This is a genomic window from Phyllobacterium sp. UNC302MFCol5.2 (genome assembly GCF_000686005.1).
Classification (GTDB): Bacteria; Pseudomonadota; Alphaproteobacteria; order Rhizobiales; family Rhizobiaceae; genus Phyllobacterium; species Phyllobacterium pellucidum.
On sequence record NZ_JMLL01000010.1, the window covers coordinates 1,092,665 to 1,107,211 of the forward strand.

Sequence of the window (14,547 nt, forward strand, 5' to 3'; positions counted from 1 at the left end):
CGCGGATCCTTCTTCCTGTCGCATTTTCCATAGGCCGTGACGGAAAGCCGTTTGGGTTTAGGGGATCGAAGGCGGGTATCTTTTCCGGACATATTCGCATTCGGGCAAGGCATCTATGCGCTCCTTTGACTTCATCATCGTCGGTTCCGGTTCGGCCGGCTCAGTCGTTGCCAATCGCCTCTCTGAGAACGGGCGCTACTCCGTGCTCGTGCTCGAGGCGGGCGGCTCCGATCGGCGATTCTTCATCGCCATGCCGCTCGGCTACGGCAAGACCTTCTATGACAAATCCGTCAACTGGATGTACCGCGCCGAACCGGACCCCGGCCTCGCAGGCAATGCCGACTACTGGCCACGCGGCAAGGTGCTCGGCGGATCGAGTTCGATCAATGCCATGGTTTATGTCCGGGGCGCCCGCGAGGATTTCGACGAGTGGCGCGACCGCGGCAATCCGGGTTGGGGCGCTGCCGATGTCTGGCCCATCTTCAAGGCATTGGAGGACCATGACGGCCCGTCGGACAGTCTTGGCCGTGGCGGGCCGCTGCATGTCAGCGATTGCTCCAAATTGTTTCACCCGCTTGCCAACAAGCTGATTATCGCGGCTCAGGAAGCAGGCCTCGCCTACAATCCCGATTTCAACGGCGCGAGCCAGGAGGGCGTCGGCGCCTTTCGACTGACGACGAAGGGTGGTCGTCGCATGTCGGCGGCGCGGGCCTTTTTGCGTCCAGCGATGAAACGGCCCAATGTGACGGTACTGACCGGCGCCATGGTGACCCGCATCCTCTTCGAGGGTAAGCAAGCCGTGGGCGTGGCATTTACGAGGAATGGGCGCAGCGAAACGGTGAAGGCGGGCCGCGAAGTCGTTCTTGCCGGCGGGTCGGTGAACACGCCGCAACTGCTCGAAATTTCCGGCATCGGCGATCCGGCGCGGCTTTCGCAACTCGGCATCGACGTCGTTTACGCAAACCCGAATGTCGGCGAAAACCTTCAGGACCATCTCGGCATAAATTATACCTATCGCGCCAATATTCCCTCGCTCAATCAGGTGCTGAGGCCATGGTGGGGCAAGGCGATTGCCGGCATCGAATATCTTTTGCTGCGCACGGGACCGCTTTCGATCAGCATGAACCAGGGGGGCGGTTTCTTCCGCACCGATCCGTCACGGACGCGTGCGAATATGCAGCTCTATTTTCAGGCGTTCTCGACGATTGTGCCGAAAAATGGCGAGCGTCCTATCCTGACGCCAGACCCCTGGCCCGGATTTTCCATTGGCCTGTCGAACTGCCGCCCGACCAGCACCGGCTCGATCCACATCCGTTCGGCCGATCCGCTGCAAGCGCCGCAGATCGTGGCGAATGCCTTCTCGACCGAGCATGACGTTGCCGAAATGCTCGACGCGGTCAAATTCCTGCGCAAGGTGGCGGCGACGCCTACCATGTCGAAGCTGATTGTCGAGGAATTATTGCCGGGACCCGGCTGCCGAAGCGACGAGGAGTTGATCGCCGATTTTCGCAAGCGCAGCGGCACGGTCTACCATCCGGTGTCGACCTGCCGCATGGGACCGGATCCAGCCCAGTCGGTGGTCGATGCGCGGCTGAAAATGCATGGCGTGGATGGCCTCAGGGTCATCGACTGCTCGATCTTTCCGAACATCATCAGCGGCAACACCAACGCCGCCGCGATGATGGTTGGCGCCAAGGGCGCGGCGCTGGTGCTCGAGGATTTGCAGTAGATCGTCTACCCGTACCGCGCCTCGAGCAAATCGATATCGCGCACCATCTTCGTTGCGACGGCAGTCTCGAGCCGCCGGGCGCGCACCAGCCGATAGATCTCCTGGCGCTCGGCTTTCAGCGCCGTCGTGAACAGCACTTTCTCAACTTCATCGGTCTGCGCGGTCTGCTCACGCTCTTCACCGAGACGCATGCGGCCGTCAATGCGCTTGCGGTAGAGTTCCATGATCTGCGCCGCCACATCCGCGTAGAGATCGGCATCGGGGCGGCCGGCTGCGAGATCGTGCTGCGCGCGCTCGACCGCCATGATGGCCGCTTCTGCGGCAGCGATACGGGCGTAATCTTCCTCCTTGCGGTGCGAGGCCTCGACAGGAACCTCGATATTGTTCAGCAGGCGTGGAAGGGCGATGCTGGCAACAACTAGCGAGAGGATGATCACACCAGCCGCAAGAAAAATAACGAGATCGCGCGCCGGAAACAGGCTGCCATCATAGAGGAAAAGTGGCAAAGTCAGTATGCCGGCAAGCGTTATGGCGCCGCGAACGCCGGCAACCGACATCGTGGCGACAAGTCTCCAGCTCGGCCGCACGAGAATCTGCTCGCGCGTTCCTGCCGTTCGCGAAAGGGTAATGCTCCACGACGCCCACACCCAGGCAAAGCGCAGCGCGCCGAGCGCGAGCGTGATGACGACGATATACACGACCAGCCACCAGGGCGACGAGCGACCCGCCGCGATATTTTCGACCGCTCCGGAAAAGATGCCGGGAAGCTGTTCACCGAGCAGGACGAAGATTGCGCCATTGGCGGCGAACTGCACCGTATCCCAGACTGCCGTGCGGCGCACGCGCGTGACAGCAAGTGCCTGACCGGTTATCTCGGCATAGCTCATGGTGATGCCGGCGGCGACGGCGGCGAGGATGCCCGAGGCATGGACATGCTCGGCGAGAAGATAGGCGCCGAACGGGATGAGCAGGCTGATCAGGATCTGCGAGCCGCTTTCTTCACCAAGATGGCGGGCGAGGAAGGCCTTGCCCCTCGTTACGCCGAGCGTGACGCCGACGCCAATGGCGATGCCGCCGATCGCCAGCCAAAGGAAGGTGAAGAATGCGTCCGAAATCGAGAAAGCACCCGTCAGCATGGCAGCGACGGCAAAGCGCATGCAGACGAGCCCGGACGCATCGTTCAACAGCGATTCGCCCTCGAGAATGTGCATCATGCGGGAAGGTATCGGTACCCGCGCGGCAATGCCCGATACGGCGATCGGGTCCGTGGGCGATACGATCGCCGCAAGCGCAAAGGCGACGGGAAGCGGGATCGAGGGAATCATCCAGTAAATGAGATAGCCGAGGCCTACCACCGTGAAGACAACGAGGCCGAGCGCCATTTCGAGGATAATGCCCTTGTCGCGAAAGAGGCCCTCCTTCGGAATGCGCCAGCCATCGAGGAAGAGCAGCGGCGGCAGAAACAGGAGGAAGAAGATATCCGGATCGAGTTCCACGCGTATGGTCGTCACCGAGGCGATGAGTGCACCGAGCCCGATCTGCACCAGCGGCAGCGGCACTGGCAGGGGCAGCGCGCGCACGATGGAGTCGCTGACCACAACGGCAAGGAGCATCAACAGGATGACGGTAATGGTTTCCACAGTTGATCCGATTCGATCCGGTGATTTCAGGTTGCCACTGCTTTGTCGAGACGAACCTTGGCAACTTTGTGCCCGGATGTCACCAAATCGATGAATCGCCAGACTTGGGTAGAATGCCGGACATCCAGTTTTTACGTTTACGTTAATGTAAATACTTGCCAGCGCAGCGCCTCTCGCAATAGATAGCAGAGTTGGGTAGCATCGAACGCGGTGGGGAGATTGCGTTCGGGTTTGGGAAGCAAGCAGGGAGGTTTAGTGTGGCCAAAGAGACAACACGCAGGAGCAAATCCGCGCCGTCCACGGACCGTGAAGCAGCGAAGACTGCTCCGGCGCCCGTAAAAAGGACGTCCGGAACCGCCGCGAAGGCGAGTGCCGATGGTGTGGCGAAGGCCGCGGGCAAACCGGCAGCGAGGACCAAGGCTGCCGCCAATACGACAAAGCCGAAGGCTGCTGCCAAGCCTGGCACGGCCACGAAGAAGACGGCCACGAAAGCCGCGCCAAAACCTGTTGACGGCAAGCCGGCAATGCAGCCGAAAAGGGCAAAGCAGGCTGCGCAACCAGTCGCCCACGCCCCGGCCCAGCCGACACCCAAGTTCTGGGTGAGCAATTATCCGGACGGCGTTCCGGCCGAAGTGACCTCGCCGTACGAATCCATCGCCGATCTTTTCACGCGCGTATTCAGCGACTATGCCGAAAGGCCTGCTTTCAACTGCATGGGCGTGAGCATCACCTACACGCAGCTAAAGAATTATTCCCGTGCGCTTGGGGCATGGTTTCAGTCACGCGGGCTCGAAAAGGGCGACCGCATCGCGGTGATGATGCCCAACATCCTGCAATACCCGATCACCATCGCCGCCATCCTCCGGGCGGGCTATACGGTGGTCAATTTCAATCCGCTCTACACGCCGCGCGAACTCGAACACCAGCTCAAGGACAGCGGCGCCAAGGCGATCGTCATTCTCGAAAATTTCGCGGCAACGCTGCAGAAAGTCATCACCAAAACGCCGGTGCAGCACGTCGTTGTCGCCGCCATGGGCGACATGATGGGTCTCAAGGGGCACGTCGTTAATCTCGTCGTGCGCCGGGTAAAGAAGATGGTGCCGGCCTGGTCGCTGCCGGGGCATGTACCGTTCAAGACAGCGCTCGCCAAGGGCGGCGCCCAAAGCATGCGGCATGTGGAACTCAAAGCGACGGATATTGCCTTCCTGCAATATACCGGCGGCACGACCGGCATCTCAAAAGGCGCGATTCTCACCCATGGCAATATCGTCGCCAACGTGGCGCAGATGAACGTCTGGTGCGACGTTGCCTATCGCCTCAAGGGCCGTCCGAAGGATCTTACCTTCATCTGCGCGCTGCCGCTCTACCACATATTCGCGCTGACGGTGAACGCGATGATGGGCATGCAGCATGGCGCGGTGAATATTCTCATTCCCAATCCGCGTGACATACCGGGCTTCGTCAAGGAGCTGCGCAAACACAAGATGCACATCTTTCCCGGCCTCAACACGCTCTTTAACGGCCTCATGAACAATGAGGACTTCCGCAAGCTCGACTTCAAGGAGCTCATCCTTTCGCTCGGCGGCGGCATGGCTGTGCAAAAGCCCGTTGCCGATCGCTGGAAAGAGATTACCGGATGCGTGATCACCGAGGGCTATGGCCTTTCGGAAACCTCGCCGGTCGCATCGGCCAACCGGCTCGATGCCACCGAATTTTCCGGAACGATCGGCCTCCCCGTTCCTTCCACCGACATTTCGATCCGCAATGACGACGGCAAGGAACTTGCCCTGCACGAGGTCGGCGAGATCTGTATTCGCGGCCCGCAGGTGATGGCCGGCTATTGGAACCGGCCTGACGAAACCGCAAAGGTGATGACGGCGGACGGTTTCTTCCGCTCCGGTGACATGGGCTTCATGGATGAGCGCGGCTTCACCAAGATCGTCGACCGCAAGAAGGATATGATCCTGGTTTCCGGGTTCAATGTCTACCCGAACGAGATCGAGGAAGTTGCGATGGAGCATCCCGGTATCCGCGAAGCGGCGGCGATCGGCGTTCCCAATGATCATTCCGGCGAAAGCGTAAAGCTCTTCATCGTGCGCAAGGACCCGGCCCTCACCGAGGAAGCCGTGCGCGCCTTCTGCGCCGAGCGGCTGACCAACTACAAGCGCCCGCGCTCCGTCGAATTTCGCGACGAATTGCCGAAGAGCAATGTCGGCAAGATTTTGCGGCGGGAACTGCGCGGCTAGAGCCCCCGGCGGCCGGTCAGGCCGCCTTCTCGCGCACCTGATAGTCCTTGATCGCCGTGAAGCGGATCGCCTTCCAGCGTTCTGCCTCATAGGACAGCGAGAAGCTGTTTTGGGCGAGGAACACGGGATCATTATCCAGATCATGGGCGATATCGGCGCGGTGCGCGTTAATGAAGCGCTGCAACTCGGCCGGATCGTCGGCCGATATCCAGCGCGCAACGGTAAAGCGTGCCGGCTCGAATCCGACAGGCAAGGTGTACTCCACCTTCAGCCGCTCAGTAAGGACATCGATCTGCAGCGCCCCGACCACACCGACGATGGCCGGCGAGCCGTCATCGGGCAGGAACAGCTGCACGACGCCTTCTTCCGCCATCTGCTGCAGGGCTTCGCGCAATTTCTTGGCCTTCATCGCATCGTCGAGCCGTACCCGGCGCAGGATCTCCGGCGCAAAGTTCGGGACGCCACGGAAGAGAAGATCCTCGCCTTCCGTGAGGGTATCACCGATGCGCAGCGTGCCGTGATTGGGAATGCCAACGACGTCGCCGGCCCAGGCCTCGTCGGCGATCTGGCGGCTGCGCGCAAAGAAGAATTGCGGCGCAGACAAGCTCATCGGCTTGCCGGTGCGCACGAGCTTCGCCTTCATGCCACGGGAAAGCTTGCCTGAACATACGCGCAGGAACGCGATGCGGTCGCGATGGTTCGGGTCCATATTTGCCTGAATCTTGAAGACGAAGCCGGTCATCTTCTCTTCTTCGGCCGCGACCTTGCGTGTATCGGCGTCCTGGTCGCGCGGGCTTGGACCGAAATCGCAGAAGGCTTCGATCAAATCGCGCACGCCGTAATTGCGCAGCGCCGAGCCGAAATAGACCGGGGTCAGATGGCCTTCGCGAAAGGCCTGGAGATCGAAGGGGTTGCAGGCGTCGCGGGCCAGCGTCACCTCGTCGATCCAGTCCCGGCGCTCATTTTCGGGCAAGAGCCCCGAGGCCGCGTCCGCTTCAGGGCCGTTGACCGGCGTCGGTACTTCTTCCTCGTCGCGGCGGCGCACCGTATTGTCCTTGAGATTATAGGTACCGGCAAAGCTCTTGCCGCGCCCGATCGGCCAGGTGATCGGCGCCGTGTCGAGCGCAAGCTTCTGCTCGATCTCATCGAGAATTTCGTACGGATCGCGGCTCTCGCGGTCCATCTTGTTGATGAAAGTTACGATCGGGATGTCGCGCATGCGGCAGACCTCGAAGAGCTTCAAGGTCCGCGACTCGATACCCTTGGCGGCATCGATGACCATGACGGCGCTGTCGACAGCGGTCAGCGTGCGGTAGGTGTCGTCGGCGAAGTCTTCGTGGCCTGGCGTATCCAGGAGGTTGAAGATGCAATCCTTGTACTCGAAGGTCATCACCGAGGTAACGACGGAAATTCCGCGGTCGCGTTCGATATTCATCCAGTCGGAGCGCGTCTGCATGCGGTCCTTCTTGGCCTTCACCTCGCCGGCAAGCTGGATCGCCCCGCCGAACAGCAGCAGCTTTTCGGTGAGGGTGGTTTTACCGGCGTCAGGGTGCGCAATAATCGCGAAGGTACGGCGCTTGGTGACAGGATGGTCGGCAGAAGACATGAGGAAGGCTCGAACTTTGTAGTGAAAGGATTGCGCGCCTTCTATCAGCCAATGCCTTCCACGTCGACACTTGGATTTGGCGAAGGGTGGCACAGCGGCTCTGACCACTAAGGGAGTTGCAAGAAGGTGTTCCTCGGGACAATAGCCCGAATATGACGGCGAGGTGGAGCGGAGGATAAAAGTGGAGAGGGCCGAGCTCCGACCGCGTGAGTGCTCCAGGGGCAAGAAAAGCCGCAGGTGCTCCCGAAGGCTGCCCGCTCGAATGCGCTTAAACTGCCTCTCCTGCCTTGGCGCTATACGACCTCGACACGCCTTGCTGCCGCTTCCTCGGCCATGAATGGCTCGATGGCGATGCGTTTCGTGTTTCGCACAGTCACAAAACTGTTGGGTGGCACCGGCATCCAGTTGCCGGCCTCACCGTCGAGCGGCTCGGAGACAATGCAGAGCCCGGCGCTCGGCGCAAGGCTCGCAGTATAGAGCGAAGGAGCGAAGCGGTCCGTGGCATAGCGCACGGCGTAAAGCTGCCGGCCGTCGGAAAAGGCTGCCGTCAGTCGAATGAAGGCAGGCACGCCCGCCCGCTCGGCTTCGGCAGTGATGGCATTGACCGTGCCCGTCAGGGCCGTCGGGGCGTCATCGTCGAGACCGTGTTGCAGCATGAGCAGGAAGATCAGTTCCGAATCCGTGGAACCCAGCTTTTGCGCATAGAGGCCATCGTCGAGACGCGCCTCCAACCCGCGCCGAAGCTTATCGAAATGGCCGATCTGGCCATTGTGCATGAAGCTCCATCGACCCGACACGAAGGGATGGCAATTGGCGCGGCTCGTCGCCCCGCCGGTCGAGGCACGCACGTGGGCGAGGAAAAGGTGCGAGCGGATCTGCCGCGACAGGCTTTTCAGGTTCTGGTCCGACCAGGCTGGAAGGATGTCGCGGTAGAGGCCTGGCTCGTCGCGTTCGCCATACCAGGCAATACCGAAACCGTCGCCATTGGTGCGGGTCTTGGCTTCGTGCGCATCATGGCTCTGTGCGATCAGGGAGTGGCAGGGAGAAGCGATGACATCTTCAAGATAGAGCTGCGGTCCAAGATAGGCTGCCCAACGACACATGAATCACCTGGTTAAGAGCAAGTGGGCTCACAATAGCCTGCAATTGCGCCATTGTGAATCGCATCGATTGGAGTAGCTCGGTAGAAGGGGATTGTGTGCAAAGGATGGATGCTGCAAATCTTGTGAGTTGACGCGTGCCGCCCACTGGTGAAAAAGGTCTCTCATGTCCCAAGAAAACGATTCCGTTCGCCCAAGAAATCCTGCTCTCGGCCTGGTCAGGCTGCCGCACGGTCAGGATATAGACCTGCCCGCCTATGAAACGTCGGGATCTGCGGGAATGGATCTGCGCGCAGCGGTTCCGGCCGATCGTCCGCTCCTGCTCTTGCCGGGGCGCAGGGCGCTGGTGCCGACCGGGCTGATCTTCGAGGTACCGCAGGGCTTCGAGGCGCAGGTGCGCCCGCGATCGGGTCTTGCCCTCAAGCATGGAATTACCTGTCTCAACACCCCGGGGACGATTGATTCCGACTATCGTGGTGAGGTAAAAGTAATCCTGATCAACCTCGGCGAAGACGACTTCTATGTGGAGCGCGGCATGCGCATCGCGCAGGTCGTCGTGGCGCCGGTGGTGCAGCTTGCGATCGAAGAGCGGCAACATGCCAGCGAGACGGCACGGGGTGCCGGCGGCTTCGGATCAACGGGAACATCATAACAGGACGAGACTCTCAGCGTCCAATTGGAGGCCGGTATGGACAAGGGTTTGGTTTTCCGTCAGCTGCATGAAAGTCCCGAGACCTTCATCATGCCCAATCCATGGGATCCGGGAACCGCTAAATTCCTTGCCTCCATGGGATTCAAGGCGCTGGCGACCAGCAGCGCCGGGTTCGCCTTCTCGCGCGGCCTCCCCGATGGGGGGATCACCTTCGATGTGATGATGCAGCATTGCCGCGATCTCGTGGCGGCAACTGACCTGCCCATTTCCGGCGACCTTGAAAAAGGCAAGGGCGACAGTGCCGACAGCGCTGGAGAAACCATATTTGCGGCGGAGGCCGCAGGGCTCGCCGGTTGCTCGCTCGAAGATTTTTCCGGCGATCCGGCACAGCCGATCTACGAGTTTTCCCATGCGGTCGAACGTGTGGCCGCCGCCGCGGAAGCCGCGCGCGCCCTGAAGGGTGATTTCGTCTTCACCGCGCGGGCCGAAAACTTCCTGCACGGGCGCAACGATCTCGACGATACGATCAGGCGGCTACAGGCATTCGAAGCGGCCGGCGCCGACGTGCTCTTCGCGCCGGGCATTTCCGACCGTGAAAGCATAGAAACGATATGCAAATCCGTCTCGAAGCCGGTGAGCGTGCTTGCCCCGGCACCCTTGTCGGTCAGCGAACTCGCATCCATCGGCGTGCGGCGCATATCGCTCGGACCGCGCCTGACGACTGCCGCCTTCACCGCGATCCGGGATGCCGTGCGCGAAGTTCTCGACAAGGGCACATTCGGTTTCTCGCAAGCGGGGGTGCCATTTGGCGACCTGCAGGGGCTCTTCTCTCAAGGCATGGACAAGGACAACTGAATGACGCGCCCCGATCTGGTGATTTTCGACTGTGACGGGGTTCTGGTCGATACAGAAACGCTTGCAAACCGACACCTCGTTAAAATGCTCAACGCTTGCGGCTATGGCATTACTTTCGAGGAAGCGCGCAAGAACCTGTGCGGCATGCCAATGCGCGCAGTCAAGGACAGGGTTGAAGCCGAAGGCCATCTTCTCGGCGATGATTTCGTCGATCGCTGGTACGGAGCCATGCCGATCATCTTCGAAGCGGGCGTCGAAGCCATCCCGCATATTGAAACCGTGATAACCGCCGTCAAGAAGGCCGACCTTTCCTACTGTGTCGCCTCATCCGCCAATGTCGAAAAGATGCACCTCACGCTCGGCAAGAGCGGGCTGATCGCGCATTTCGCAGACGTCCTCTACAGCGCCTCCATGGTGGCGCGCGGCAAACCTTTCCCCGATCTCTTCCTGCATGCCGCGAGCGAAATGGGTGTCGAACCCGGCCGCGCGGTCGTGATCGAAGACAGTGTCGCGGGGACCACCGCCGGCACGGCGGCGGGCATGCGGGTATTCTCCTATTGCGGCGACGAGCATGCCGACCATGAGGGGCTGGCGGCGGCTGGCGGCATTCTCTTTGACGATATGCGAAAATTGCCTGCGCTCCTGGGGATTGCCTGATGGCGGACCTCCTCAAAGTCATCGACATGCACACCGGCGGCGAACCCTTGCGGATCGTGACGTCGGGCTATCCCGCCTTGCCGAAGAGCACCATCCTCGAAAAGCGCGCCCAGGTCCGCGATAGCTACGACAATTTGCGCAAGATCCTTATTTTCGAACCGCGCGGTCACTTCGACATGTATGGCGCTGTTCTCGTGGAACCAAACCTGCCGGGGGCGGACCTTGCGGTCCTGTTCATGCACAATGAGGGCTATTCAACCATGTGCGGCCACGCGATCATCGCGCTCGGCCGCTATGCTGTCGATTACGGCCTGGTGCCCAAGGTCGAACCGGTGACGACCGTCCATATCGAATGTCCCTGCGGCATGGTGGTTGCTTCCGTAGAAGTAAACGACGGCAAGTCCGGCGGGGTTTCCTTCGAAAGCGTTCCGGCCTTCCTTTTTGCCGCCGACCAGGAGGTGGACCTAGCGGCCTTCGGACCCGTAAAATTCGACGTCGCCTATGGCGGCGCGTTTTACGCGCTTGCCGATGCGACCCAGTTCGGCCTCGAATTCGGACGCGACCCGGCACGCAGGTTCATCGATGCGGCGACCGCCTTGACCGAAGCTGTTAAAGAAGCCGTCCCGCTCGATCATCCCGATCACAAGGACCTTGCTTTTCTTTATGGCTCGATCCTTACCGACGGCAACGACATGTGGAATGAGGCGCCGACGAAGAATGTCTGCATCTTTGCCGATGCGCAGCTCGATCGCTCGCCCACGGGTTCGGGCGTGACGGCCCGGCTTGCCGCCATGCACGCCAAGGGTCAGATCCGCGAGGGCAATGCACGCATCTTCGAAAGCATCGTCGGATCGCGCTTTGCCGGGTTTGTCGCCTCGCAGACAAAGGCGGGCAATTTCGATGCCATCACCGCTCGCGTCTCCGGCCACGCCTATTACAGCGGCAAGGCCGAATTCCTTGTCGAGGCGGACGATCCGCTCGGACAAGGATTCCTCGTTCTTTAACGAAGCACCAATATTATTGAACCAAATGGTTGACTATTATTTTCTGCGCTGATATTAAACCGTATGGTTGAATTTCAGACACCCCATCTCGACGCAATATTCCACGCTCTTTCCGATCCAACACGGCGGGCAATGCTGCACCGGCTTTCAAATGGCGAACACACGGTCAGCGAGCTCGCCACGCCATTCAACATGTCGCTGGCCGGAGCGTCGAAACATATCCGCGTGTTGGAATCGGCCGGGCTCGTGCGCCGCAATGTCCGGGGGCGCACCCATATATGCGAGCTTCAGGCGGCGCGGCTCGCCGAAGCGCAGGAATGGCTGCGGCATTACGAGCGGTTCTGGACGACGCGCCTCGACGATCTCGAAAAGCTGCTTCGCGACGAAGATCGCACATCGGCGGGAGCAACTGGACCAAGGCCGACCAGACCGGCAAAACCTTGAAATCAAAGGAGAACGAAATGGACCAGCATATTGGAAATGATCGTCTCGGCGTTGTCACCGCACCGCGAACGCTTCGCCTCGAACGCCTGCTACCCGGACCGGTGGAGCGAGTTTGGGCCTATCTTACCGAATCCGACAAGCGCGCCAAATGGCTGGCGAGCGGGCCCATGGCCGACTTTGTCGGCGGGCCGGTCAAGCTGACCTTCCAACATTCGCATTTGTCGGACGAAAAGACGCCGGCAGAATTTCAGAAATATGAAGGCTCGGGCTTTGAGAGCAAGGTGCTGCGCTATGAGCCGCCGCATCTGCTTGTCATCACCTGGCCCGATGGTGGCCAGGATTCTGAAGTGACGTTCGAACTTTCGGCAAGTGGCAGCGATACGCTTCTTAAACTTACGCATACGCGCCTCGCCAGCACCGATTCGATGGTAAGCGTCGCAAGCGGATGGCACGCACATCTCGGTGTCCTGATCGACCACCTTGAGGGCAAAGTACCAGCCGGTTTCTGGAGCAATTACCAGCGCGTTCGCGACGAATACAGCCAGGTCATCAAAGATTAATTGCGTTACCTACGACTTACGTGGCCGCAGGAGCCGGTGACAGGCCGGTTTCTGCTCCATTCACAAACTGGAACTTGCGCTCCAGAAGGATGACGGGCTCGTCGGTATAGGTCGTCTCCAGAACCTTCACAAATCCATTCTTCGCCGCGAGCCGCTGAGAGCCAGTATTTTTCGGTGAAATGATGCAGACCGCGCACTCCTGCTGAAAGAACGTGTCGCCCCACGCCACGACGCGTGACAGCGCTTCGCTCGCATAGCCCTTGCCGTGTGCGTTGGGCGCGAGAACCCAGCCCATTTCCGGTGCGTCGCCGAAACCGGGGGTAATCTCGCGCCTGAAATCGGCATAGCCCATCTCACCGATGAATTCCCCGCTCGCCTTGTCTTCCATGGCCCAGAAGCCAAAACCGATCATGTTCCACAGCCCGCCATAGCGCAGAAGCCGCGCCCAGGATTGCTCGCGGGTCGATGGCTTGCCCGTGATCTGTTCGTAGATCGCCGGATGCTGCCACATGGCATGCACTGCGTCGAAATCCTCGCTGCGGTGCGCGCGCAGGATGATACGATCGGTTTCGAGGATGGGAACTTCGATGGCCATGGGAATTTACTTTCGTCTGTCTAGACTTCCACCGTTTGCAACGCTGCTGCGATCTTTGCGGCCAGCCGTTCGGCGACTTCATCCTTGCTCATGTCGGGCCATTCTTCGACGCCCGTGCGGGTGACAATGCGCACAGCATTGCGGTCGCCGCCCATGACGCCGGTTTCGTGGCTGACATCATTGGCGACGATCCAGTCCGCGCCCTTCTTGTCAAGCTTCACGCGCGCATTGGTCAGCAAATCCTGCGTTTCAGCGGCAAATCCGACGACGAGGCGCGGTCGCAACTTGCTATGACCAATGCCGGCAAGAATGTCGGGGTTCTCGACCATCTGCAGCGCCGGCGCGGTTTCACCAGGCTTCTTCTTGATCTTTTCGCCTGCCTCGTTCGCCGTGCGCCAATCGGCAACTGCCGCAACCATGACCGCCGCATCGGCAGGCAAAAACTGCTCAACCGCATCGCGCATTTCACGCGCCGATTCGACATGAACGACGCTGACGCCTTCCGGATCCGGAATGGCGACGGGACCGGAGACCAGACGCACGGTGGCTCCAAGCCGCGCAAGCGCCGCGGCTATGGCGTGGCCCTGCTTGCCCGAAGACCGGTTGGCGATGTAGCGAACGGGATCGATGGGCTCATGCGTCGGACCCGACGTCATGATAATCGTCTTGCCGGCGAGCGGGTTCGGCCTCCTGTCCAGCAATTTCTCGATTGCAGCCACGATTTCCAGCGGTTCGGCCATGCGTCCAGCGCCGCTCTCGCCGCTTTCCGCCATTTCTCCTGTCCCGGGTCCGACAAATTGGATGCCGTCTTTTGCGAGGGTTGCGCGGTTGCGCCTGGTTGCCGGATGGTCCCACATCTTCGGGTTCATCGCCGGCGCAATCAGCACGCGTTTGTCGGTCGCCATCAGCACAGCCGACGCCAGATCATTTGCCAGACCATTGGCCATCTTCGCCATGAGATCCGCGGTTGCAGGCGCGACCACAATAAGGTCCGCCTCACGTGACAGGCGGATATGACCGACATCGTATTCGTCCTCGCGCGAAAAAAGCTCGGTGAAAACCTTGTCGGCGGCAAGCGCGCCGATAGCAAGCGGGGTGACAAATTCCTCCGCCGCCTTGGTAAGCACCGGCCGGACGCGTGCACCACGTTCCCGAAGCCGACGGATCAGATCAAGGCATTTATAAGCGGCAATACCACCGCCGATGATGAGCAGGATTCGCCGGCCCGAAAGCGAACCACGCTGGATCGGCGTCTCCGCAGCCACTGGCGGGGGGACGTGCTCCACCAGCTCGCCGAGGATGATCCGTGCCTCCTCTTCCATGGAACGGCCATGGGCTGCGGCGCGCACCCGCAATCTTTCCTTGATGGAATCATCCAGATTGCGAATGGTAATACTGGCCATTTGATTGCACTCATTGGGTCGCATGGATAAAATATGCAATCATTGCTAGCACAAAA

13 protein-coding genes are annotated in these 14,547 nt (G+C 60.4%); 8 read left to right on the forward strand and 5 right to left on the reverse strand.

The genetic code is table 11. From position 1 onward, the window contains the following. The first annotated feature begins 115 nt into the window (after positions 1-115). Positions 116-1,729 (forward strand): GMC family oxidoreductase N-terminal domain-containing protein, encoded by a 1,614-nt coding sequence (locus BR48_RS0107225; RefSeq protein WP_027230673.1) that lies wholly within the window; start codon positions 116-118, stop codon positions 1,727-1,729. A gap of 5 nt (positions 1,730-1,734) precedes the next feature. Here BR48_RS0107225 and BR48_RS0107230 read toward each other — a convergent pair whose 3' ends face one another. Continuing rightward, complete coding sequence (locus tag BR48_RS0107230; RefSeq protein WP_027230674.1) at positions 1,735-3,369, reverse strand: Na+/H+ antiporter; 1,635 nt, start codon at positions 3,367-3,369, stop codon at positions 1,735-1,737. 524 nt (positions 3,370-3,893) lie between these two features. Here BR48_RS0107230 and BR48_RS0107235 point away from each other — a divergent pair. Then, positions 3,894-5,615, forward strand: coding sequence for a long-chain-fatty-acid--CoA ligase (locus BR48_RS0107235; protein ID WP_081815841.1), 1,722 nt, complete (start codon positions 3,894-3,896; stop codon positions 5,613-5,615). A 16-nt stretch (positions 5,616-5,631) separates the two neighbouring features. Here BR48_RS0107235 and BR48_RS0107240 read toward each other — a convergent pair whose 3' ends face one another. Continuing rightward, the gene (locus tag BR48_RS0107240) at positions 5,632-7,221 is read right to left on the reverse strand and encodes a peptide chain release factor 3 (RefSeq protein WP_027230676.1); all 1,590 of its coding nucleotides are present in this window, start codon (positions 7,219-7,221) and stop codon (positions 5,632-5,634) included. 293 nt (positions 7,222-7,514) lie between these two features. Next, a complete protein-coding gene (locus BR48_RS0107245) occupies positions 7,515-8,324 on the reverse strand; it encodes a class II glutamine amidotransferase (protein WP_027230677.1) in 810 nt (269 codons plus the stop codon). A 163-nt stretch (positions 8,325-8,487) separates the two neighbouring features. On the opposite strand from BR48_RS0107245, the gene dut reads away from it, so the two are divergent. The 6 genes from dut to BR48_RS0107275 all read left to right on the forward strand — a co-directional run bounded on the left by dut (position 8,488) and on the right by BR48_RS0107275 (position 12,493). Next, on the forward strand, positions 8,488-8,973 hold the full coding sequence (gene dut, locus BR48_RS0107250; RefSeq protein ID WP_027230678.1) for a dUTP diphosphatase: 486 nt from the start codon (positions 8,488-8,490) through the stop codon (positions 8,971-8,973). Between the two features lie 36 nt (positions 8,974-9,009). Beyond that, a complete protein-coding gene (locus tag BR48_RS0107255; RefSeq protein WP_027230679.1) occupies positions 9,010-9,828 on the forward strand; it encodes an isocitrate lyase/phosphoenolpyruvate mutase family protein in 819 nt (272 codons plus the stop codon). Continuing rightward, the gene (locus tag BR48_RS0107260; RefSeq protein ID WP_027230680.1) at positions 9,829-10,485 is read left to right on the forward strand and encodes an HAD-IA family hydrolase; all 657 of its coding nucleotides are present in this window, start codon (positions 9,829-9,831) and stop codon (positions 10,483-10,485) included. Beyond that, entirely contained in the window at positions 10,485-11,489 is a 1,005-nt protein-coding gene (locus BR48_RS0107265) for a proline racemase family protein (RefSeq protein ID WP_027230681.1), read from the forward strand. The genes BR48_RS0107260 and BR48_RS0107265 overlap by 1 nt, the downstream gene beginning before the upstream one ends. 63 nt (positions 11,490-11,552) lie before the next feature. Continuing rightward, positions 11,553-11,933, forward strand: coding sequence for a metalloregulator ArsR/SmtB family transcription factor (locus tag BR48_RS0107270; RefSeq protein ID WP_027230682.1), 381 nt, complete (start codon positions 11,553-11,555; stop codon positions 11,931-11,933). Between the two features lie 17 nt (positions 11,934-11,950). Next, positions 11,951-12,493, forward strand: coding sequence for an SRPBCC family protein (locus BR48_RS0107275; protein WP_027230683.1), 543 nt, complete (start codon positions 11,951-11,953; stop codon positions 12,491-12,493). 16 nt (positions 12,494-12,509) lie between these two features. Here BR48_RS0107275 and BR48_RS24090 read toward each other — a convergent pair whose 3' ends face one another. Both BR48_RS24090 and coaBC read right to left on the reverse strand, forming a co-directional pair. Next, complete coding sequence (locus BR48_RS24090; protein ID WP_051614664.1) at positions 12,510-13,088, reverse strand: GNAT family N-acetyltransferase; 579 nt, start codon at positions 13,086-13,088, stop codon at positions 12,510-12,512. A 20-nt stretch (positions 13,089-13,108) separates the two neighbouring features. Beyond that, positions 13,109-14,491: a bifunctional phosphopantothenoylcysteine decarboxylase/phosphopantothenate--cysteine ligase CoaBC gene (gene coaBC / locus BR48_RS0107285; protein ID WP_027230684.1), complete on the reverse strand. Its 1,383-nt coding sequence runs from the start codon at positions 14,489-14,491 to the stop codon at positions 13,109-13,111. Positions 14,492-14,547 lie beyond the last annotated feature (56 nt).